The sequence below is a fragment of the Streptomyces chiangmaiensis genome (genome assembly GCF_036281785.1).
GTDB lineage: Bacteria > Actinomycetota > Actinomycetes > Streptomycetales > Streptomycetaceae > Streptomyces > Streptomyces chiangmaiensis.
In genome coordinates this window covers 1-19,666 of record NZ_JAYWVC010000151.1, presented here as the reverse complement: position 1 = coordinate 19,666, position 19,666 = coordinate 1, and the positions used below count along the sequence as shown (strand labels likewise).

Genomic DNA, 19,666 nt, shown 5'->3' with positions numbered 1-19,666 from the left:
TCCCGGCTGCACCTGCATGCGCAGAAGGGGTTCATCCCGCTCGGCGGCAACACCGTCTTCGTGCGGACCGACGTCCTGCGGGAAGCCGACGGATGGGACCCCAACTGCCTGGCGGAGGACTGCGACCTCGGCGTGCGGCTGTCCAGCGTCGGCAAGAAGGTCGTCGTCGCCTACGACTCCGACATGGTGACCCGGGAGGAGACCCCGGGTTCGCTGATGTCGCTGCTCAAGCAGCGCACCCGCTGGAACCAGGGCTTCCTTCAGGTCTACCGCAAGAAGGACTGGAAGCAGCTGCCCGGCTTCGGGCAGCGACTGCTCGCCCGCTACACGCTCATGACCCCGTTCCTGCAGGCGTTCTCCGGTGTCATCATCCCGCTCAACGCCGCGATCGCCCTCTTCCTGGACGTGCCGGTCGGCGTCGCCTTCCTCACCTTCCTGCCGCTGATCACGGCCGCGGTGACCTTCGTCTTCGAGGTCGTGGGGCTCCACGACTTCGGCAGGCAGTACGGGCTGCGCGTCCGCTTCATCCACTACGCGAAGCTCGTCGTGGGCGGCCCCTTCTACCAGGTGCTCCTCGCCGGCGCCGCCGTCCGTGCCGTCTGGCGCGAACAGCGCGGCCGCAACGACTGGGAGCTGACCAGCCACGTGGGCGCGCATCTGACCGCGGCCGACGTGATCCGCCCGTCCCGAGAGGACGTTGCTGCGTGACCTCCACTCTTCCCGCGGCGACCGGCACCGAGGTCCCCGCGCAGGACACACGCGTACCCGTCACCGTCCCCGCGCCCCGTCCGGCGTTCCGTTTCCGCAGCTCTCGTCCCGATCTGATCGTGTGCGGGCTGCTCCTCGCGGCGATCCTCACGGTGCAGGGCTGGAACATCTCCGCCTACCCGACGCTCAGCGACGACGAGGGCACCTACCTCGCTCAGGCGTGGGCCGTGCAGAACGGCCACGGGCTCGCCCACTACACGTACTGGTACGACCACCCGCCGCTCGGCTGGGCGCAGATCGCCCTGCTGACCTGGATCCCCGCCCGCATCGCCCCCGACCTGATGACGGTCGGCTCGATGCGATTCGCGATGCTGCTGGTCAGCGCCGTGAGCGCGGTCCTCGTCCATGTCCTCGCCCGTCGGCTGCTGCTACCGGTCTGGGCCGCCGGGCTCGCCATGGTCCTCTTCGGGCTCTCCCCGCTGTCGGTGGTGCTCCAGCGCGAGATCTTCCTCGACAACATCGCGGTGATGTGGACGCTCCTCGCGTTCACCCTGGCCGCCTCCCCGAGCCGGCACCTGTGGCACCACTTCGGCGCGGGCCTCGCCGCGGCGGCGGGCGTCCTGACCAAGGAGACGATGCTCGTCGTCCTGCCCGCCGTCTTCCTGACCATGTGGCGCCACAGCCACCGCGACACGCGGAAGTTCGCGCTCACCGGCGCGGTCACGGCCTGTGCCCTGATCGGGCTGTCGTATCCTCTCTTCGCCCTGCTCAAGGGGGAGTTGCTGCCGGGAGCGGGCCATGTCTCGCTGTGGGACGGCATCACCTACCAGATGAGCCGGGCCGGCTCCGGATTCATCCTGGACCCGGACTCCGGCTCGTACGGAGTGCTGCACTCCTGGCTCTACTACGACCGTGTGCTGCCGCTCGGCGGTCTCGCCGGCGCGCTGCTGATCCTGCTGACCTGGCGCTGGTCGGTCACGGCCCGGGCGCTGGCCGGGCCCGCGCTCGCGGTCGCGATCCTCACCCTGGTCGCGATGCGGCCGAGCGGCTATCTGCCCGCGATGTACGTCATCCAGGCCCTGCCGTTCCTGGCGCTGGTCCTGGCGGGCGGCGCCGCGAGCGTCGTCCACCTGGTGCTGAACAGGTGGCGTGGCGGGGCCGAGCGGGGATACGTGACCTGGTTGCGGTACGCCGTGGTGGCGCTGCTCGTGGCCGCCGCCGGGGCCTATGCGGTGCCCCACTGGTACGACGGTGACCGCACCGCCGTCACCACCGACGCCAACGCCCCCTACCGGGGTGCCTCGCACTGGCTGACCCACCAGGTGCAGGACCCGAAGCACACCAGGGTCCTCGTCGACGACGCGCTCTGGCTCGACCTCGTCCACGCCGGATACCGGCCCGGGCTCGGTGTCATCTGGTTCTACAAGGCCGACCTCGACCCTGCGGTCGCCAAGACGATGCCGCGCGGCTGGCGCGACATCGACTACGTCGTCGCTTCTCCGACGGTACGGCGCGACGCGGTCGACCTGCCGAACGTCAAGGCCGCGATCGAGCACTCCACGCCGGTCGCGACCTTCGGCACCGGCGACGACCGGATCGAGATCCGCAGGATCGACCGGGCCGCGGGAGGCGACCGATGACTCACGAATCCACCGTCCCCGAGGAACTCGGCGATCCGGCGGTACGGGCTGCCGAGGTGCCCGAACCGGGCGCCGTCACCATCGTCGTACCCACCTTCAACGAGTCCGGGAACGTCCGGGAGCTGCTCCAGCGGATCACCGACTCGGTGCCCACCCGGCTGCCCTGCGAGGTCGTCTTCGTCGACGACTCCACCGACGACACCCCCGAAGTGATCTTCCGCGAGGCTCAGGACTGCCCTTTCCCGGTCGCCGTGCTGCACCGGGACGAGCCGGTCGGCGGGCTCGGCGGGGCCGTGGTCGAGGGCATCAAGGCGGCCGGTTCCGACTGGATCGTGGTCATGGACGGGGATCTGCAGCATCCGCCCTCCCTGGTACCGGAGTTGGTCGGCACCGGGGAGCGCGCGAACGCCGGCCTTGTCGTCGCCTCCCGTTACCTCAAGGGCGGCAGCCGTGCCGGACTCGCCGGCGGCTACCGGATCGCCGTCTCGCGCGGGGCGACCTGGCTGACCAAGTTGCTGTTCCCGCGCAAGCTGCGCGGCATCAGCGACCCGATGAGCGGCTTCTTCGCCATCCGCCGCAGTGTGGTCACCGCGGAGATCCTGCAGCCGCTCGGGTACAAGATCCTGCTCGAGCTGGCCGTGCGCAGCAGGCCGCGCCGGGTCACCGAGGTGCCGTTCGTCTTCCAGGACCGGTTCGCGGGCGAGTCCAAGTCGACCGCACAGGAGGGCTTCCGCTTCCTGCGCCATCTGATCGGGCTGCGCACCGCCTCGCCCGCGGCGCGCATGGTGGGCTTCGGGCTCATCGGTGCGACCGGCTTTGTACCGAATCTGGTCGGCCTGTGGGCGCTGACCAAGCTCGGCCTGCACTACGTGCCGGCCGAGATCCTCGCCAACCAGCTGGGCGTCGCCTGGAACTTCCTGCTCATCGAGCAACTGCTGTTCCGCGAGCGTCGCCGGCACCGCCGCTGGTGGGACCGGGCGGGCCGGTTCGCGCTCCTCGCCAATGCCGACCTGTTGCTGCGCATCCCGCTGATCGCGCTGCTGGTGCACGAGTTCGGGATGGGAGCTCTGCCGGCCACCGCACTCGCGCTGGTGACGACGTTCGTCCTGCGCTTCGTGGGGACCGAAGCGCTGGTCTATCTGCCCCGCCGGGGCCGCGGGGCCCGCGGGGCGCGGCGGAGCGGCCCGCAGGCCGACACCAGAACCGTGCCCTCCGGTGCGAGCCGCACAGCAAGGAGATCCATGTGAAGACCGTACGCAGACTCCGCATCCTCCGCAGACGCAGAACCGCCCTGATGGCCGTGACCGGCCTGACCATGGGCCTGATCCTGACCTCGCCGCAGCCCGCGTCGGCCGCCAATCTCGTCAAGAACCCCGGCTTCGAGACCGCCGGCACCGACGGGATGCCGTACTGCTGGGAGAAGTCGGGCTGGGGCGACAACGACTTCACCTTCACCTCCACCAGTGATGCCCACACGGGCGGCAAGGCCATGAAGGTCGAGCTGACACGCCGTGTCGACGGCGACCGCAAGGCGCTCATCACCGAGTCCGCGAGCTGCGCGCCCGTGGTGACGCCGGGCAAGCAGTACGACCTCTCGCTCTGGTACAAGTCGACGACCCCGGACACCGCGATCACCCTGTTCCGGCACGACGCGAGCGCGGGCTGGCAGTACTGGACCGACCTCAGGACGCTGGACATGAGCGCGGGCTGGACCCAGGCGAGCGTCCGCACACCCGAGGTGCCGTCCGGGACCGACATGATCACCTGGGGTGTCTCGGTGTACGGCACCGGGTCCGTGACCACCGACGACTACACGATGGAGCAGGTCGCCGACCCGCTGCCGCCCGCCCAGTGCACGGGGACCACGGACCAGTGCGCGAACGGCAGCTGGTCGGTGCTGCCCACACAGAACCCGGTCCGCTCGATGCACTCGGTCGTCCTCAACAACGGCAAGGTGCTGCTGATCGCGGGCTCCGGCAACAGTGAGGAGAACTTCGCCGCGGGCACCTTCACGAGCGCGGTCTACGACCCGTCGAACGGCTCGTACAAGGTGATCCCCACTCCGAAGGACATGTTCTGCGCCGGGCACGTACAGCTCCAGGACGGGCGTGTGCTCGTCATGAGCGGCAACAAGGCCTACCCCGTCGCGGGCGGTCACGGCTACGAGGGGTTCAAGGACTCGTACATCTTCGACCCGAAGACCGAGAGCTACACCAAGACGAACGACCTCAACGACGGCCACTGGTACCCGTCGGCGACCGAGCTCGGCAACGGTGACGTGATCTCCTTCGGCGGGCTGCGCGAGGACTCCACGGGCTCGGTGACCGCCGAGTACTGGTCGGACGCCGAACAGCAGTGGCTGCCGCTGTGGAAGGTCAACCAGACCTGGTCCTACTGGGGCCTGTACCCGTCGATGGTCCTGATGCAGGACGGCCGCCTGTTCTACTCGGGCAGCCATGTCTTCGGCAACAACATCCCCGGCACCGGCTCGGCGATCTACGACTACGGCGCCAACACGATCACGCAGGTCCCGGGCCTGCAGAACAAGGACGAGCGCGACCAGTCGGCGAGCGTGCTGCTGCCCCCGGCCCAGGACCAGAAGGTCCTGACCATCGGCGGCGGCAACATCGACTCCAACCCGGACGCCAACCGTCTGACGGACATCATCGACCTCAAGCAGGCCGACCCGCAGTACGTCGCCGGGCCGCCGCTGCCGCAGGGCACCGTCGACCTCGGCAACGGCCCCGTCGCCGAGACGGGCAACCAGGGCAAGATGTACGTCTCCGCGGTGCTCATGCCCGACGGCAAGGTCCTGGAGACGGGCGGTGGGCTGCACAACCGGGCCGACCCCGTCTACGAGGCGTCCGTCTTCGACCCGGACACCTCCACGTTCGACCCGGTGGCCGCCGACCCGGAGGCCCGCGGCTACCACTCCTCCGCCTTCCTGCTGCCGGACGGGCGCATCATGGCCACCGGTGACAACCCGGGCAACGGCACGTGGAACCACAACGTCTCGATCTACTCGCCGCCATACCTGTTCAAGGGCTCGCGCCCGACGATCACCTCGGTGATCGACAACGAATGGACCTACGGCACCACACAGCGCATCACGGTCGACCGGCCCATCGCGAAGGCGGAGCTGATCCGTCCCGCGGCGGTCACCCACTCCTCGGACCCCAACCAGCGGTTCGTGGACCTGCCGCTGTCGGTGGACGGCAACAACGTCGATCTGAACGTGACGAGCAACCCCAATCTGGCCCCGCCCGGCTGGTACATGCTCTTCGCGGTCGACGCGCGAGGCGTCCCGTCGGTGGCGAAGTGGGTCCACCTCCAGGGCCCGGCCGCGCTGAGCGCGGACACGGCCGCGGCGCATGTGCACTCCTTCGCCGACTCCCTGCAGGGCAGCACCTCGACCCCGGGCAAGAAGCGCACGTCGCAGAAGGTCAGCCCGACCATCTCGGGCTGCGACCGGCACTACGGCTCGGCCAACGTGTGTGTGCCGACGGTGTTCCCGCCCACGGTGAAGAAGACGACGGCCGCACGCTGCGTCTGGCTCGCGGCGAACGACTACGGACGTCTGAAGGTCAACGGCAAGGACGACCCGCTCGGCCTCGATCCCGACAAGGACGGGGTGGCCTGCGGGAAGGGCGATGTGAGGACGAGGCGTTAGGTCCGGCTCGGGAAGTCGGTGAGGGCGCGCTCCACGATGGCCACCAGCTGTTCGTGGTGCGCGCCCTTCCAGTAGGCGCGTCCGCACGCACCACACTGTGCGAAGACGTCGTACGACCGCCTGGTGCCGTGTTCGAGCTGGTCGGAGACTTCCTCCTTGGTGGCGTCGCGGAGCAGGCCGTTGCAGGCGGTGCACCGCGTCCACGGCCGCAGCTCGGGTGCGAACCGGTCCAGCACGTCGTGGAGTTGGTCCTCGGGCCGGGTGCTGTAGACGAAGGCGCCCGCCCACAGTTCGCGGCGGCGCAGCAGCCCGCGATCGCGGCTCAGCATCACGCGCTGCTCTGCCGCCGAGCGGGTGGCGAGCGCCGGGTCGCCGATGTCGGTGGACTCGTAGGCCGCGTCGACACCCAGCAGCCGCAGCCGCCGGGCCAGGGTTCCGAGGTGCACGTCCAGCAGAAAGCGCAGCGGGGCGCCGGGCACCTGCTGCGGGCGCTCGACGGGCCGTACCTCGATGGACTCGCCGGCGGCCGGAACATGAGAGGGGGACGAGGCGTGGCCGTCCACGACGAGCGCCCCGACCTCGGTCAGCGGCACACCGAGCGACTCGACGACATGGCCGAGGGTCGAGGAGCCGTCCGTGACGACCTTCGTGGCAGGCCCGCGTCGCCCGTGCGGGACGAAGAGGCCCAGCTCGGGGGCGAACGCGATGTGGATCTCGGGTTCGTTCACCTGGTCAGGATGGCACGTGGACGACTCAGGAGGCCTCCGATTTCCGCGGCGGGAGACCATGCTCCAGCACATCCAGCGTGCGCTCGGTGTACTCCGCGATGTCGCCCTGCTGCCCGTGCTCGGCCCAGTAGCGCGAGGCCTCCATCAGCGCGCCGACGAGACCCATGCAGTACACGCGCACCTCGAGGTCGTCGGGGGTGCGCCCGGTGCGCTCGGCGACCACCCGGCACATCATCTGGCCGGTGACGGACATGCTCTCGATCATCCGCGCCCGGACCGCGGGCACTTCGACCATGAGCCGCCCGCGCAGCTCCATCTCCTCGCGCGTCTCGTACTCGCCCGACAGGCTCCGCTCGACGGCGGTGCGCATCACGTACCGCAGTGACTGCATCAGCGGCTCGTCTGCCGGGCGCGCCCGCAGTTCCTCCTCCAGGATCGGGTCGTACTCGTCGGTGACGACGATGTCCTCCTTCGTGGGGAAGTAGCGGAACACCGTGGAGGGGGAGACCTCGGCCGCCTCCGCGATCTGCTCGATGGTGGTGGCGTCGTACCCCTGCTCCTGGACGAGCCGGTATGTCGCCTTGCGGATCGCCATACGAGTCTTGATCTTCTTCCGCTCGCGGAGCCCCAGACGGGGTTCGGGGGCGGAAGGCGAGCTGTGCGCGGTGGCGGCCATGGTCGTCATTGTCGGGCATTCTCCGGGCCGGGGACCATGTCGGGGTTCTCCTCCGGTCGGGCCGGGGCGGGCTTCGCGTTCGGCACCAGGGCCGCCGCGAGCAGCGCTGTGACCAGCGCGGTGATACCGCTGACCAGCAGAACCAGACCCATGCCGTGGACATAGGCGGCGTCGGCGGACGCGGCCAGGGCCCGGTCACCCAGTCGGCCCGCGACCACGTGGGCGCCGACCACGGAATCGGAGGCGGTCTGCGCGGCCGCCCCTGGCAGGGCGGAGGTGTCGAGCCGGGCGGCGTAGGTGCTCGCCAGCAGTGAGTAACTGTCAAAAGCCATTTGCTGTCAATGGCGAGTCACTGTCGGGAAGGGGGTGGCCGGCCGGTGCCCCCGTCGAGTCGCGCTCGGGGCATGCGGAAGGGCCGCGGCTGCACTGCCGCGGCCCTTGTGAACAGGCTGATCGTCAGGTGTTATCCGTGCTGGTACGCCACCAGGGAGATCCCCACGTAGTGCACGGCGAACGCCGCGAGGGTGAAGGAGTGGAAGACCTCGTGGAAGCCGAACCAGCGTGGTGACGGGTTCGGTCGCTTGATCCCGTAGATCACGCCGCCCGCGCTGTAGAGCAGTCCGCCGACGATGACGAGCACCAGGACGGCGATCCCTCCGGTGCGCATGAAGTCGGGGAGGAAGAAGACGGCCGCCCAGCCCATCGCGATGTAGCAGGGTGTGTAGAGCCAACGCGGGGCGCCGACCCAGAAGACCCGGAAGACGATGCCGGCGGCCGCCGCGCCCCAGATGCCCCACAGCAGCCACTGCCCCTTCGCGCCCGGCAGGAGCAGCAGTGTCAGCGGGGTGTACGTGCCCGCGATGATCAGGAAGATGTTCGCGTGGTCGAGCCGGCGCAGGACACCGTCCATGCGCGGGCTCCAGTTGCCGCGATGGTAGAGCGCGCTGACGCCGAAGAGCAGACATGCCGTCAGAACGTAGATGCCGCAGGCGATTCGGCCCCGGGTCGAGTTCGCGAGGGCCGTGAGGGTCAGGCCCGCGACGATGACGGTCGGGAACATCCCGAGGTGCAGCCAACCGCGGAGCTTCGGCTTGACCGGGTGGGGCAAGGAGAGCGCGACGGGACCGCGGCCGGCTGCCGGCGAGTCCGTGGGCGCGTCGGGGACGGACGCAGTCATGGGCCGCATGGTACCTACGGAACCGTAAGTTACGTATCAAAGTGCGATCGATATCACCCGTGCTGTCCGGCCTGCGCCGGAACGCGAGCACCGCAAAAAAATCCTTCAGCTGAATCCCTCGTGCACGCAAGGAAACACGGGCATGCGTGGCGATCCTCACTCCGCTCAGCTGTGACGTCCTCTGGACAGATGGGCAATCTAGTCGGATGATCAAATGAGTGCGGTCGGCACCGGATGAGCGGCTACGAAGCATCCGGGTCGCAGCCCCCACGGGGCAGTCAACAAAAAACCCCTCATCTAGGAGCGATCGTGGCGCGCGAGAACGCGGCTCCCTCAACCGTCCCCACCCAGCACAAGGAACTGATCTCGTGGGTCAACGAGATCGCCGAACTGACGCAGCCGGACGGCGTGGTCTGGTGTGACGGATCCGAGGCCGAATACGAGCGCCTGTGCGAGGAGCTCGTCCGCAAGGGCACGTTCAAGAAGCTCGACCCGATCAAGCGCCCGAACTCCTACCACGCCGCCTCCGACCCGTCGGACGTCGCCCGGGTCGAGGACCGGACGTTCATCTGCTCCGAGAAGGAGGAGGACGCGGGCCCGACCAACCACTGGAAGGCCCCCGCCGAGATGCGGGACATATTCCAGGGGGAGAACGGCCTGTTCCGCGGCTCCATGCGCGGTCGCACGATGTACGTCGTGCCGTTCTGCATGGGCCCGCTCGGCTCGCCGCTCTCCGCGATCGGCGTCGAGATCACCGACTCCGCGTACGTGGCCGCCTCCATGCGCACCATGACGCGCATGGGGCAGGCGGTCCTGGACGAACTCGGCCCCGAGGGCTTCTTCGTCAAGGCCGTCCACTCCCTGGGCGCGCCTCTGGAGCCCGGCCAGAAGGACGTCGCCTGGCCCTGCAACCAGACCAAGTACATCTCGCACTTCCCCGAGTCCCGCGAGATCTGGTCCTACGGCTCCGGCTACGGCGGCAACGCGCTGCTCGGCAAGAAGTGCTACGCCCTGCGCATCGCCTCCGTCATGGCGCGCGACGAGGGCTGGCTGGCCGAGCACATGCTGATCCTCAAGCTCACGCCCCCGCAAAACGATCCTGCGGCCCGAAGGGCCTCGTTCGAGGGTGGTGGTGGGCGACGGGAGGGTGAGTCGAAGTACGTCGCCGCCGCCTTCCCGAGCGCCTGCGGCAAGACGAATCTCGCCATGCTGGAGCCGACGATCTCCGGCTGGACGGTCGAGACGATCGGCGACGACATCGCGTGGATGCGGTTCGGCGAGGACGGCCGTCTGTACGCGATCAACCCGGAGGCCGGCTTCTTCGGTGTCGCGCCCGGCACCGGTGAGCACACCAACGCCAATGCGATGAAGACGCTGTGGGGCAACTCCGTCTTCACGAACGTCGCCCTCACCGACGACAACGACATCTGGTGGGAGGGCATGACGGAGGAGACCCCGGCCCACCTCACCGACTGGAAGGGCAACGACTGGACGCCGGCGTCCGAGACCCCGGCCGCCCACCCGAACTCCCGCTTCACGGTCCCGGCCGCGCAGTGCCCGATCATCGCCCCCGAGTGGGAGGACCCGAAGGGCGTGCCGATCTCCGCGATCCTCTTCGGTGGCCGCCGCGCCAGCGCCGTGCCGCTGGTGACGGAGTCCTTCGACTGGAACCACGGAGTGTTCCTCGGCGCGAACGTCGCCTCCGAGAAGACCGCCGCGGCCGAGGGCAAGGTCGGCGAGCTGCGCCGCGACCCGTTCGCCATGCTGCCGTTCTGCGGCTACAACATGGGCGACTACATGGCCCACTGGATCGAGGTCGCCAAGGACAAGGACCAGTCCAAGCTGCCGAAGATCTACTACGTCAACTGGTTCCGCAAGAACGACGAGGGCTCGTTCGTCTGGCCGGGCTTCGGCGAGAACAGCCGCGTCCTGAAGTGGATCGTGGAGCGCCTGGAGGGCAAGGCGGAGGGCGTCGAGACGCCGATCGGCATCCTGCCGACGAAGGAGGCGCTGGACACCAGGGGCCTGGAGCTGTCGGAGTCCGACCTCGCCTTCCTGCTCACCGTCGACAAGGACGTCTGGCGCGAGGAGGCGGCCCTGGTCCCCGAGCACCTCAACACCTTCGGCGACCACACGCCGAAGGAGCTGTGGGACGAGTACCGCTCGCTGGTGCAGCGCCTGGGCTGACGTCCCCCACGAACTCCGCGGCCGGTCCGACTTGCCCTGACCTGCGACGTCGTCAAGACCGGCCGCGGTGAAGGCAGTACGAAGAGCTTGGGGCCCGCCCCGTACAACGGCGTACGGGGCGGGCCCCAGCCCCTTGGTTTCGTACCGGGAGCCGACGCCTGGGCGCCGTCAACGGCCGACCAGGTCATGGGGCACCCAGTTGGAAGATCGCGAATCCTGCGAACCAGCCGGAGGCGAGAGCACAGGTGCCGAGGCAAGCCGCCAAGGCGAGTCGGTTGAGCCTGCTCAGGGCAATGGCCGGCGGGATGAGCAGCGGGAAGGCGGGCAGCAGATAGCGCGAGATGTTGGAGAAGACCTGCTGGCTGCCCAGCACGGTGGCAATGGTGACCAGCGTATGGACCATCAGGACGGCGGGTGGCCGCAGCCGCACCAACAGGAGGATCAGGACCGGCAGCGCCATGATGATCAGTCCAGCCAGCAGGTCGGGGACGGGAGAGGCGAACAGGTAGTCGCTGCGCCCGAGCAGGACGCTCCGCATCGTGGCGACAGTGAACCGGCCCCCGTCGAAGAAGTGCAGCCAGGCCCCGCGCTGGAGCTTGAAGTAGCCTCCCCAGTCGCCCATTCGCCAGCCGACCCAGCCCACATACCCCAACAGCCCTAGGGGCGCCAGCGTCATCGCGGCCAGAGGCCGTCCGATTCCGTCCGTGCGCCGATAGAGCGCGACGAGCCCCGCCAGGCCCACCGCTGCGATCAAGGTCGCCGAGGTCGGCCGGTTGAGCCCGGCCACCAGGGTGAGCAGTCCGGCAGTGATCCACCGCCCGGTCAGCACGGCGTAGCAGGACCACGCGGTGAGCGCGACGAAGGTGGAGTCCGAGTAGACCGCCCACTCCGCGCCGGATCCCGGGCAGACCGCCCAGAGGCCGGCCGCGATCACGCCCGCCCGGACCCCGCCGAGCCGCTCCGCCACGGCGAAGATGCCCGCCGCGGCGAAGAGCGAAGCGACCACCGAGACCATCATCCCGGCGCCGTACAGGCCGAGGCCGGTGAACTCGGAGACCAGGCGCATCAGGCCCGGGTAGAGCGGGAAGAACGCGGCCGAGTTCTCCTGGAACGTGTACCAGGGGGAATCGGTCACAGGTACCAGTTGCGGGTCGTACCCGAACTCCGCGACCTGTTGGTACCACCAGCCGTCGAAGGAAGCGAGCACGTCCCAGGGGTGGGCGCCGCCGCCCAGGCGCAGGGGCTTCGTGAGGTGGTAGCCGGAGTAGTGGACGAGCCGCATGAAGATGTAGAAGCCGACCAGTTTCAGTGCCGCGTAGCACGCGACCGCCGGTCCGTAGCGCCGGACCAGTCTGCGTGAGCGCTCGTGAAGGGCGACCGGTTCGGCCGGGAGTGTGCTCTCGCATTGCGCGGACTCGGCAGGCACAAGAGTCGGCATCGCGCTCATAGGTCGGACTCACCCCGCCGTAGTGGACGATCGTCGCCGAACCTATCCAGCGGTGCAGGTCAGAGGTGTGCAGACACGCCATGCATGTGTCACGGTTCTCTGAACACCCACATCCGCAGCAGCAGGAAGCGAAGTACGGTCGCGGCGGCATTGGCTACGATCAGCGCGCCGATCTCGACCAGGTGCGGCGTGTCCGGCAAGGTCCGGTGCACCAGGGTGAGGGCGCCGCTGCTCAGCGTGACACCGGCGAAGAAGGCGACCAGCCCCTGGAGTTGATGCCGGACAGCTCCGTCTGCGCGGTGCACCCGGAAGGTGAACCGGCGGTTGGCGGCGGTGTTCGCCACGGCGGTGGCCAACAGCGCCATCAGGTTGGCGGGCTGGGCGTCGAGCACCGGCCGAAGCGCCGCGTACAGGCCCAGGTAGGCGGCCGTGGACATGAGGCCGATGATCGCGAACAGCGGCAGCTGCCGGGCGACCCCGGCCTCGGCTGCGCCGACGGGCATGTCTGCCGGTGGTGCCCCAGCGGACGCCCTGACGTCCGGGACGGGCTCTGTGAGGTGTGGCATCGGTTACGGCACCCGGGGTTCGAGGACGTGTGTCTGGACGCGCTGAGCCGCCCGACATCATACGGTATGGGGGTAAATCGGGCATCCTTTGGCGCCCGCCCACTCCAAGCACGGACCGGTATCTCCGAATGATTGATATGCACCACGACCCGACTGACCGGATTGAGTCATCGGTCGAATTGTCGGTCGTGATCCCGATGTTCAACGAGGAAGAGGCGTTGCCGGCGCTGGTGGGACGGCTACGGCCAGTTCTGGACGCGACAGGCGAGGCCTACGAGGTCGTCGCCGTGGACGACGGCTCCACGGACACGACAGCAGAACAACTGATGGACCTGCGGGTCACCTGGCCGCAGCTTCGGGTGGTGCGACTGCGACGCAACAGCGGGCACCAGGCCGCGCTGACCGCCGGCCTGCATCGCGCGCGCGGCCACTACGCCGCGAGCCTTGACGCCGACCTCCAGGACCCCCCGGAGAAGATCCCGGAGATGCTCGCCCTGGCCCGCTCCCAGCACCTGGACATCGTCTACGGCGTACGTGCCGACCGCTCCACCGACACCGGCTTCAAACGCTGCACCGCCGGCGCCTACTACTGGCTCATGCGCCGCGTGGTCGGTACCCATGTCCCGGCCCAGGCCGGCGACTTCCGTCTGCTGTCGCGCGGTGCCCTCGAGGCCCTGAAAGCCCTGCCCGACCAGCCGCAGGTGTACCGGCTCCTCGTTCCTTGGCTGGGCTTCCCCAGCGGGGAGGTCACCTACCACCGCAATCAACGCGTCGCCGGTCACACCAAGTACCCCCTGCGGAAGATGGTCCTGCTGGCGGTCGACAGCATCATCGGCTTCTCCGTCGCCCCGCTGCGGCTGGCCACCTGGCTCGGCACCCTCGCCTTCTTCGTCTGCCTCGGCGTGCTCATGTACACCCTGACCGTCTACGCGGCGGGCGACACCGCCCCCGGCTGGACCTCCCTGATCATCGCCGTTCTCTTCATCGGCGCCGTCCAGCTCATCTGCCTGGGCCTGCTCGGCGAGTACATCGGCCGCATCTACACGGCCGTCCGGCAGCGCCCGACCTACTACGTCGCCCACGACACCGACACGGCGCACGCCCCCGCGACAGCCATCGCTTGGCCGGGCCCGCGACGCGGACAGGGAAGCTGACGGGATTCCCTCGGCGGCCAGGCCGTCCCATGCAGCTCACGGGACTTGCGGCCAGTTGGCGCTCTCCGCCAATCGACCGGGCCCTTGCGGTGCCCGGTCCTGCCCGGACACCGGTTCCAACTGCCCGCGTCGGCAGGGAGATTCGGCGCCCTCCCACTGCCGGGCGTTGGCGCCGTCGTCGACTCTGCTGTCGGCTACCTCCAGAGCAAGACGGAGATATCCTCATCCCAGCGCCACTCACTACGGCATCGCCGCTGAATGCCGCTGCTGGACATCAGGCAGCCGACGCCACTACGACGTGCGCACCAACAGAGCCACCGCCAGACCACTGGGACGCTCAGCCCCATAGAGCCTGTAGTGGGTGCGAAGAGCCGCTGACTGGTCCGCGGGCAGCCCATTCAGCGGATCCGTCTCGTCTCCCCTCACCACCAACCAGATCCGCTTCTCGCCCCGCAGGCATCGGGTCGGCTGCGGGCACTCGGTCGCCGCCAGATCGTTGCGGTGGGTGGGCGATTCCGCCAGGAACACGTCGCGCAGCTTCAGATCGCGAGGAAGGTAGTAGCGGACGCCCAGCGCGATGGCTTCCTCTTCCTTCCTGGGATAGACGACCGCATCACCGGGCACGTAGTAACTCTGGATGGTCCGCGCGGCAGCCGCGAAGTCGGGGCCGCCCGACCAGTAGTGCGCGAGCGGCTCCCGCAACGATTCCTGTTCCGATGCGGTGAACAGAGCGAGGGCCGCCAAGGTCGACGCGAGCGCCGGCCGGGACCGCGTCGCGGCGGCGAGCCCGGCTCCGGCGAGAACCGCCAACGCCGGCAGGGTGAACAGCATGTACCGGAAGTAGAAGTACGAGATCTCCCCGTGGGAGATTGCCCAGATGAGGAAGACGGGCGCCAAGGCGGACACGGCGCAGAAGACGACGGCGTCGCGGCGCTCCCGGCACGCCACCATGGCCAGCAGGGTCACCGTCCCCGCGCACACTCCGGAGTAGAACAGCTGCGGCCAGATGTCGACCAGGCCCCAGCCCGTCGGTTCGGCGATCCAGTAGATCTGCCGGACGGTCTGTGCCCTGCCCAGCACCACCAACGGGCACACCGAGGCGAGACCGACGAGGACCGCGAGGCAGAAGCCCCACCACGCTCGACGCTCGCGCCGGACCCGCAGGGCCACGAGAACCAGATGCCCGATCAGGCACGTCAGCGCGAGCAGATGGAACAGCCCCACGGCCACCAAGCCGAGGGTGTAACCCGTCCATCGCCATGGGCTGCCCGGGCGGTCCAGGGCCCGCAGCAGCAGCAGCGCGGTCAGGGCCACGGCCAGCATCACCAGGCCGTAGGGACGGGCCTCATGAGCGAACCTGCTCACTGTCGGAATCAGGGCGAACAACAGGCCGCCGGCCACTCCGGCGCGGCGGCCGAACAGCCGGTGCCCGATCAGTGCCACACATGCGGCGGCGCCGGCCATGGCCAGCGCGGAGGGCATGCGCAGAGCCGTGGCCGAGTCCCCGAACAGGCTCCTCCATTCCCGCAGGATCAGGTAGTACGTGCCCAGCACCCCGTCCACGCGGTGGACTGTGGCCAGCACTTGGCCGATGCTGCGGCCGGACATGTCCCAGCTGGTCAACTCGTCGCGCCCGAGCAGCGGTTCGCCGATCCGGTACGTGGCCATGACCAGGGTGACCATCGAAGGCCATAGCCACAGGCCGACCGATGTCGCCCACCGACCATGCTCTGTTTCGGGGGCAGGAACATCGCAAGTGGCCTGGGCGGCGGGAGGAGAGAGTAGTGCCATGCCCCCACCCGTAGTGGCACGGCGGAGCGGGGCGCAGCCACGACCCGCCCGTTACGGCCCGCTTTCCCCTGTTCGGCCCCGAGTGGCGTACGCCGTCGCGGACTACGGCGTCCGATCCTCCGGAGCACGCCGTGGGGTGTACGGCGGAACCAGGCTGAGCACGACAGCAGGTTCAGCTTCTCTCCTTGCGCACGAGCAGGGTGACGGTCATCCCCGTCACCGATGCGCTCATGGAGGCCCGATACCGGGTCCGCAAAGCGCTCGCCTGGTCCGGGGCGATGGAGTCGAAGGGGTCCGGCCCGGCGCCCTGGGCCATCAGCCAGATGCGCTGCGCGCTTTTGAGGCACAGCTCCGGGACAGGGCACTGGATCGCGTACAGATCGTTGATGGCAGTGGGTGTCTTGACCAGGAACACGTCGCGCAACTTCAGGTCGCGGGGCAGGTAGTACTGGACCCCGCTGTCGAGCTTCCAGGTGTCCTGGCGGTCGTAGACGATGGCGTCCCCAGGCTGGTGGTATCTCGTGACGATGTCGGCCGCGGCGGCGTAGTCGAGGGGGACGGGGACGTTGTGCTCGAACGGCTCCCGCATTCGCTTCTGGTCGGGCAGGGTCAGGACGGCCAGTGCCGCGAGAAGGGCTGCGGTTGCCCTCCGGGAGTGAAAGGTCGCGGCGAGCCCGGCGCCGGCGAGGAGCGCCCAGGCCGGGAGGGTGAAGAGGATGTACACCTGACGCCAGTAGGAGACGTCGCCGTGGGAGGCGAGCCAGACGACGACGGACGGCAGAACAGCCCAGGCGGCGCACAGGAGCACAGGGGCCTTGCGGGGCGAGCGGGCCAGGCAGGCGAGGGCGATCAGTGCTCCGGAGCACACGGCGGATGCGAAGACGTCAGGCCAGATCGAGGAAAGGGCCCAGACATCGGGTTCCGGGACCCAGTACAGCTGCCGATGGGCTTGGGAACGGCCCAGCAGGGTGAGCGGAGCGACGCAGGCGGCGACGGCCAACAGGGTCAGGCCGGACTTCCACCACACGGAGCGGTCGTGTCGTGCGTGCGCCGCGAGCACGCAGGCATGGGCGAGTACGACGGACAGAGCGATGAGGTGGAGAAGTCCGACGCCCGTCAGCGTGAGCACGTAGGCGGCCCAACGCCACGGACTGCGAGGGTTGTCCAGAGCCCTAAGGAGCAGGAGTGTCGCGAGGGCGACCATGAGAATGACCAGCGCATAGCTGCGCGCTTCCTGACCGTAGCGGCTTACCGCCGGGACGAGGGCGAAGAGAGTTCCGGCGACAATTCCGGCACGGCGCCCGAAGAGCCGGTTTCCGATCAGGCTCGTGACGGACGCGGCTCCGGCCACGGCACATACTGAGGGGAGTCGCAAGGAAATGACGGAATCGCCGAAGAGGCTGACCCACAAGTGCATCAGCAGGTAATAGGTGCCGTGCACGGCGTCGACGTTCTGGACAGTGGCGAGGATCTGACCGGTGTCGCGGTTCACCACGTCCCAGGTGACCAGTTCGTCACGGCTCAGCAGAGGGACGGTGAGGCCATGGCTGGTCAGACCGAGGGTGAGGACGGACGGCCACAGCCACGGCCACGTTCCGCGTCTTCTGGGTTCGACCGCTTCGGCGCTCCGGATTTCTTCGCGTGGCTGGGGAAGCGGCGCGGCGATTACCATGAAAATCTCCCATGCCCGTAGCAGGAACTGCTCCCCTATATATACGAGTTGGGCGGTCGGGGCGGCGGATAGGTCGAGCGATCACCTGAATGGAAGTCGCACGCTGCGAATCGCCTGCAGGGGTTGTCGCGACGCAGTGAAGTAGCCGACTGATCTCTTTATCGGAGAAATGAGATGAGAGCATCGCATGGCGGAAAGGGGCGATCACAGCCAACTATGTCATGTGTGTCAGCGGGGTCATCCTCGACGCTGTGGTCGACATATGACCGGTTTTCCGACGTTCGGGAAATGGTGGGTGATCCGGTTCGGCGAGCCGACGCCCCGTAGCTGCGATGCCTTTCGCAGGCATTTGGTGAGCGGCGTGTGAGGTGACCCAGGCTCGGCGGCGCATTGTGGCCGGGCAGGACGATGCCGGCGGCTGCGCGGCTACCTGTCGCGTGGGCCACCGGGGCGTCCGCCGATAGGAGAGGTCCGGATAATTTCGGGCAACCAAAGGGAAGTTGAGCCTCATTGCTCCGGCTGCGTGCGATGTATGGGGGCCGCACGGGTGATCTTCGCGTATGACACGGGCCGGATCGTAATCATTCGATCGTCGAGAGTTAAGGATGACCCCGTCCGTAGCCGCAGGCGCTGTGACACTCATGCGGAGGAAAACCAAGTGCGCGCGCTTGAGGTGTGGTCAATCCAAGTTCGAGGAAGGTTCTCTGGTGAGCCGTAGAACGATCCGAAGTTCACGCGCGAAAACCGTCACGCTGGTGTCGGCGGGCGCGCTTGCCGTAGCGCTCAATATCGCCCCGAGCACCACGGCCATCGCCGATGCGATCCACAGGTCCGGCGCCGACAGCGCTGTGGCGCCGCCCGGGGCGAGCAGCGCCATGGACGCCGCCAGCGACCGGGACACGGGGCCCCGTGGCGAGAGGGGCGAGAGGGGCGAGAGGGGCGCAACTGGCGCTACTGGTGCTACTGGTGCGCCGGGTATCCAGGGTGCCACGGGTGCCACGGGTGCCCCTGGCCCGGTAAATACGTTGGTCGTTAGCGCGTCGTCAATCAACGGCACGGCTACCGCGATCTGCCCTTCGACCTTCCCGAAGGCCCTCGGAGGCGGGTACCAAATCTTCGGCGCCTTCGTTGGCCCGATCATCACCAATAGGCCTGTGCCTAGCTTCGGCAGCAACCCTTCGGCGTGGTTGGTCACCAGCGCCACTGCGACAGACACCTTCTCCACCTTCGTGGTCTGCAGCGCGTAGCCGTAAGTGCCCTGTGAGCGGCGGCGCGGTACCGGCCGCCCGCTTCACCTGGGCGATGAGCGATGATGCCCCGAGGCTCGAGCTTCGGGGCATCGTCCGCGTTCTGCCCCCGCCCGCGGCCTCAATGAATTTGCCCGCTCGTAATTGCCGACAGCAGCGTGAATGGCGCCCTGCCTGTCGCGAAGATGCAGCAACCCTGGGCGGTGGCCGCCCCACATTTCCGTCGTCGTTGGGCGACATGAGCGGGATATGTGGGGATTTGGTGCCGATGAACGCTTGGATCTCGGGCCGCCGGCTTCGATGGAGAAGGCGACGAACTGCTGCACCCCGGGGACGTCCGACTGCGCGTACCAGGTGAGGAACTTCCAGCGGATGTAGCCGACTTGGTGCCGGTCGGCGCCCGCGCGGGCCAGGGCGAGCAGATTGCGCGGGTTCTCTTTGGCGATCCAGGCCGTGAGCAGTGTCCGGCCGATCTTTCCCTCGCTCAGCAGTGCGTTCCACAGCGTGGCAACGTCCTCTTCGAAGGACGTCGTATCGTCGCACCGGACGGGCGGAGACGCTAAACGCCTCGTGGATCGCCGGTAAGACCAGGGCGAAAGTCCCGGCACAGCGCGTTGAAGCAGGAAGCCGCCGGAAGGGTCGGACGACCCAAGCCGGAATCCCTGGACCTTAGGCCAAGGAACACGTCAAACAGTAGGCGTTTGCGGGCCTTCACTCGGTGTCGCGGCACGTCCGCGGCGGCCGCGGATCTCGGAAGGGCTCGGCCGTGACCCGCTCCTCACCGTCTCGTCGGCCGTCACGAGATGCACCCGACGACTGCCGTCGGCGGGCCGCCCGTCCCGCACGACGGAGAGTCCGTCGAGATCAAGCAACAGCGTCGTATCGTTGACGAAGCCCGAAGCTCCTGCATGATCCCTCTGCGTGGAGAACAGAAATGATCAGAAATCAGGGCCGTGGTTCGGGGCGAAGGCGCAGAACCTGTCCATCGGGGGCGACGTCATCC

At 68.4% G+C, this 19,666-nt stretch carries 15 protein-coding genes; 6 read left to right on the top strand and 9 right to left on the bottom strand.

Going from position 1 to position 19,666, the window contains the following annotated elements:
• From VXC91_RS31395 to VXC91_RS31380, 4 genes are all read left to right on the top strand, one after another.
• On the top strand, positions 1–708 hold a 708-nt coding region (locus VXC91_RS31395), incomplete at its 5' end, for a glycosyltransferase family 2 protein (protein ID WP_329510732.1).
• Positions 705–2,348: an ArnT family glycosyltransferase gene (locus tag VXC91_RS31390; protein WP_329510731.1), complete on the top strand. Its 1,644-nt coding sequence runs from the start codon at positions 705–707 to the stop codon at positions 2,346–2,348. The genes VXC91_RS31395 and VXC91_RS31390, both read left to right, overlap by 4 nt.
• On the top strand, positions 2,345–3,595 hold the full coding sequence (locus VXC91_RS31385; RefSeq protein ID WP_329510730.1) for a glycosyltransferase: 1,251 nt from the start codon (positions 2,345–2,347) through the stop codon (positions 3,593–3,595). The genes VXC91_RS31390 and VXC91_RS31385 overlap by 4 nt, the downstream gene beginning before the upstream one ends.
• A 47-nt stretch (positions 3,596–3,642) precedes the next feature.
• Positions 3,643–6,018, top strand: a complete 2,376-nt coding sequence (locus tag VXC91_RS31380) for a galactose oxidase-like domain-containing protein (RefSeq protein WP_329510734.1) — start codon at positions 3,643–3,645, stop codon at positions 6,016–6,018.
• On the opposite strand, the gene VXC91_RS31375 is transcribed toward VXC91_RS31380, so the two are convergent.
• The 4 genes from VXC91_RS31375 to trhA form a co-directional block, all read right to left on the bottom strand.
• Positions 6,015–6,746, bottom strand: a complete 732-nt coding sequence (locus tag VXC91_RS31375; RefSeq protein ID WP_329510729.1) for a Mut7-C RNAse domain-containing protein — start codon at positions 6,744–6,746, stop codon at positions 6,015–6,017. The two genes, VXC91_RS31380 and VXC91_RS31375, sit on opposite strands and share 4 nt — an antisense overlap.
• Positions 6,747–6,771: 25 nt before the next feature.
• Entirely contained in the window at positions 6,772–7,431 is a 660-nt protein-coding gene (locus VXC91_RS31370; protein WP_408057523.1) for a TetR/AcrR family transcriptional regulator, read from the bottom strand.
• A complete protein-coding gene (locus VXC91_RS31365) occupies positions 7,428–7,754 on the bottom strand; it encodes a hypothetical protein (protein ID WP_408057522.1) in 327 nt (108 codons plus the stop codon). Before VXC91_RS31365 ends, VXC91_RS31370 begins: the two co-directional genes overlap by 4 nt.
• Positions 7,755–7,885: 131 nt before the next feature.
• Positions 7,886–8,599 (bottom strand): PAQR family membrane homeostasis protein TrhA, encoded by a 714-nt coding sequence (gene trhA / locus VXC91_RS31360; RefSeq protein WP_329510727.1) that lies wholly within the window; start codon positions 8,597–8,599, stop codon positions 7,886–7,888.
• A gap of 309 nt (positions 8,600–8,908) precedes the next feature.
• Between trhA and VXC91_RS31355 the strand changes: the two genes are divergently transcribed.
• Positions 8,909–10,786 carry a phosphoenolpyruvate carboxykinase (GTP) gene (locus tag VXC91_RS31355; protein ID WP_329510726.1) on the top strand — a complete coding sequence of 626 codons (1,878 nt, stop codon included), beginning with the start codon at positions 8,909–8,911 and terminating at the stop codon, positions 10,784–10,786.
• A gap of 184 nt (positions 10,787–10,970) precedes the next feature.
• Here VXC91_RS31355 and VXC91_RS31350 read toward each other — a convergent pair whose 3' ends face one another.
• Positions 10,971–12,233, bottom strand: a complete 1,263-nt coding sequence (locus VXC91_RS31350) for a hypothetical protein (RefSeq protein ID WP_329510725.1) — start codon at positions 12,231–12,233, stop codon at positions 10,971–10,973.
• Positions 12,234–12,322: 89 nt separating this feature from the next.
• Positions 12,323–12,736, bottom strand: coding sequence for a GtrA family protein (locus tag VXC91_RS31345; protein WP_329510724.1), 414 nt, complete (start codon positions 12,734–12,736; stop codon positions 12,323–12,325).
• A 200-nt stretch (positions 12,737–12,936) separates the two neighbouring features.
• Here VXC91_RS31345 and VXC91_RS31340 point away from each other — a divergent pair, with 200 nt between their 5' ends.
• On the top strand, positions 12,937–13,953 hold the full coding sequence (locus VXC91_RS31340; RefSeq protein ID WP_329510733.1) for a glycosyltransferase family 2 protein: 1,017 nt from the start codon (positions 12,937–12,939) through the stop codon (positions 13,951–13,953).
• A 291-nt stretch (positions 13,954–14,244) separates the two neighbouring features.
• Here VXC91_RS31340 and VXC91_RS31335 read toward each other — a convergent pair whose 3' ends face one another.
• The 3 genes from VXC91_RS31335 to VXC91_RS31325 all read right to left on the bottom strand — a co-directional run bounded on the left by VXC91_RS31335 (position 14,245) and on the right by VXC91_RS31325 (position 18,293).
• The gene (locus VXC91_RS31335) at positions 14,245–15,621 is read right to left on the bottom strand and encodes a glycosyltransferase family 39 protein (RefSeq protein ID WP_329510723.1); all 1,377 of its coding nucleotides are present in this window, start codon (positions 15,619–15,621) and stop codon (positions 14,245–14,247) included.
• A gap of 295 nt (positions 15,622–15,916) precedes the next feature.
• The gene (locus tag VXC91_RS31330; RefSeq protein ID WP_329510722.1) at positions 15,917–17,416 is read right to left on the bottom strand and encodes a glycosyltransferase family 39 protein; all 1,500 of its coding nucleotides are present in this window, start codon (positions 17,414–17,416) and stop codon (positions 15,917–15,919) included.
• Between the two features lie 679 nt (positions 17,417–18,095).
• The gene (locus VXC91_RS31325; protein ID WP_329510721.1) at positions 18,096–18,293 is read right to left on the bottom strand and encodes a hypothetical protein; all 198 of its coding nucleotides are present in this window, start codon (positions 18,291–18,293) and stop codon (positions 18,096–18,098) included.
• Between the last annotated feature and the right edge of the window lie 1,373 nt (positions 18,294–19,666).

Bases quoted from the DNA above. Each gene is read 5' to 3' on its own strand.
- VXC91_RS31385 (WP_329510730.1), top strand. From the start codon at position 2,345: ATGACTCACGAATCCACCGTCCCCGAGGAACTCGGCGATCCGGCGGTA.
- VXC91_RS31380 (WP_329510734.1), top strand. From the start codon at position 3,643: ATGGCCGTGACCGGCCTGACCATGGGCCTGATCCTGACCTCGCCGCAG.
- VXC91_RS31370 (WP_408057523.1), bottom strand. From the start codon at position 7,431: ATGACGACCATGGCCGCCACCGCGCACAGCTCGCCTTCCGCCCCCGAA.
- VXC91_RS31365 (WP_408057522.1), bottom strand. From the start codon at position 7,754: ATGGCTTTTGACAGTTACTCACTGCTGGCGAGCACCTACGCCGCCCGG.
- trhA (WP_329510727.1), bottom strand. From the start codon at position 8,599: ATGACTGCGTCCGTCCCCGACGCGCCCACGGACTCGCCGGCAGCCGGC.
- VXC91_RS31350 (WP_329510725.1), bottom strand. From the start codon at position 12,233: ATGAGCGCGATGCCGACTCTTGTGCCTGCCGAGTCCGCGCAATGCGAG.
- VXC91_RS31345 (WP_329510724.1), bottom strand. From the start codon at position 12,736: ATGCCCGTCGGCGCAGCCGAGGCCGGGGTCGCCCGGCAGCTGCCGCTG.
- VXC91_RS31340 (WP_329510733.1), top strand. From the start codon at position 12,937: ATGCACCACGACCCGACTGACCGGATTGAGTCATCGGTCGAATTGTCG.
- VXC91_RS31335 (WP_329510723.1), bottom strand. From the start codon at position 15,621: ATGGCCACGTACCGGATCGGCGAACCGCTGCTCGGGCGCGACGAGTTG.
- VXC91_RS31330 (WP_329510722.1), bottom strand. From the start codon at position 17,416: ATGGTAATCGCCGCGCCGCTTCCCCAGCCACGCGAAGAAATCCGGAGC.
- VXC91_RS31325 (WP_329510721.1), bottom strand. From the start codon at position 18,293: ATGGCGCTGCTCGCCCCGGGCGGCGCCACAGCGCTGTCGGCGCCGGAC.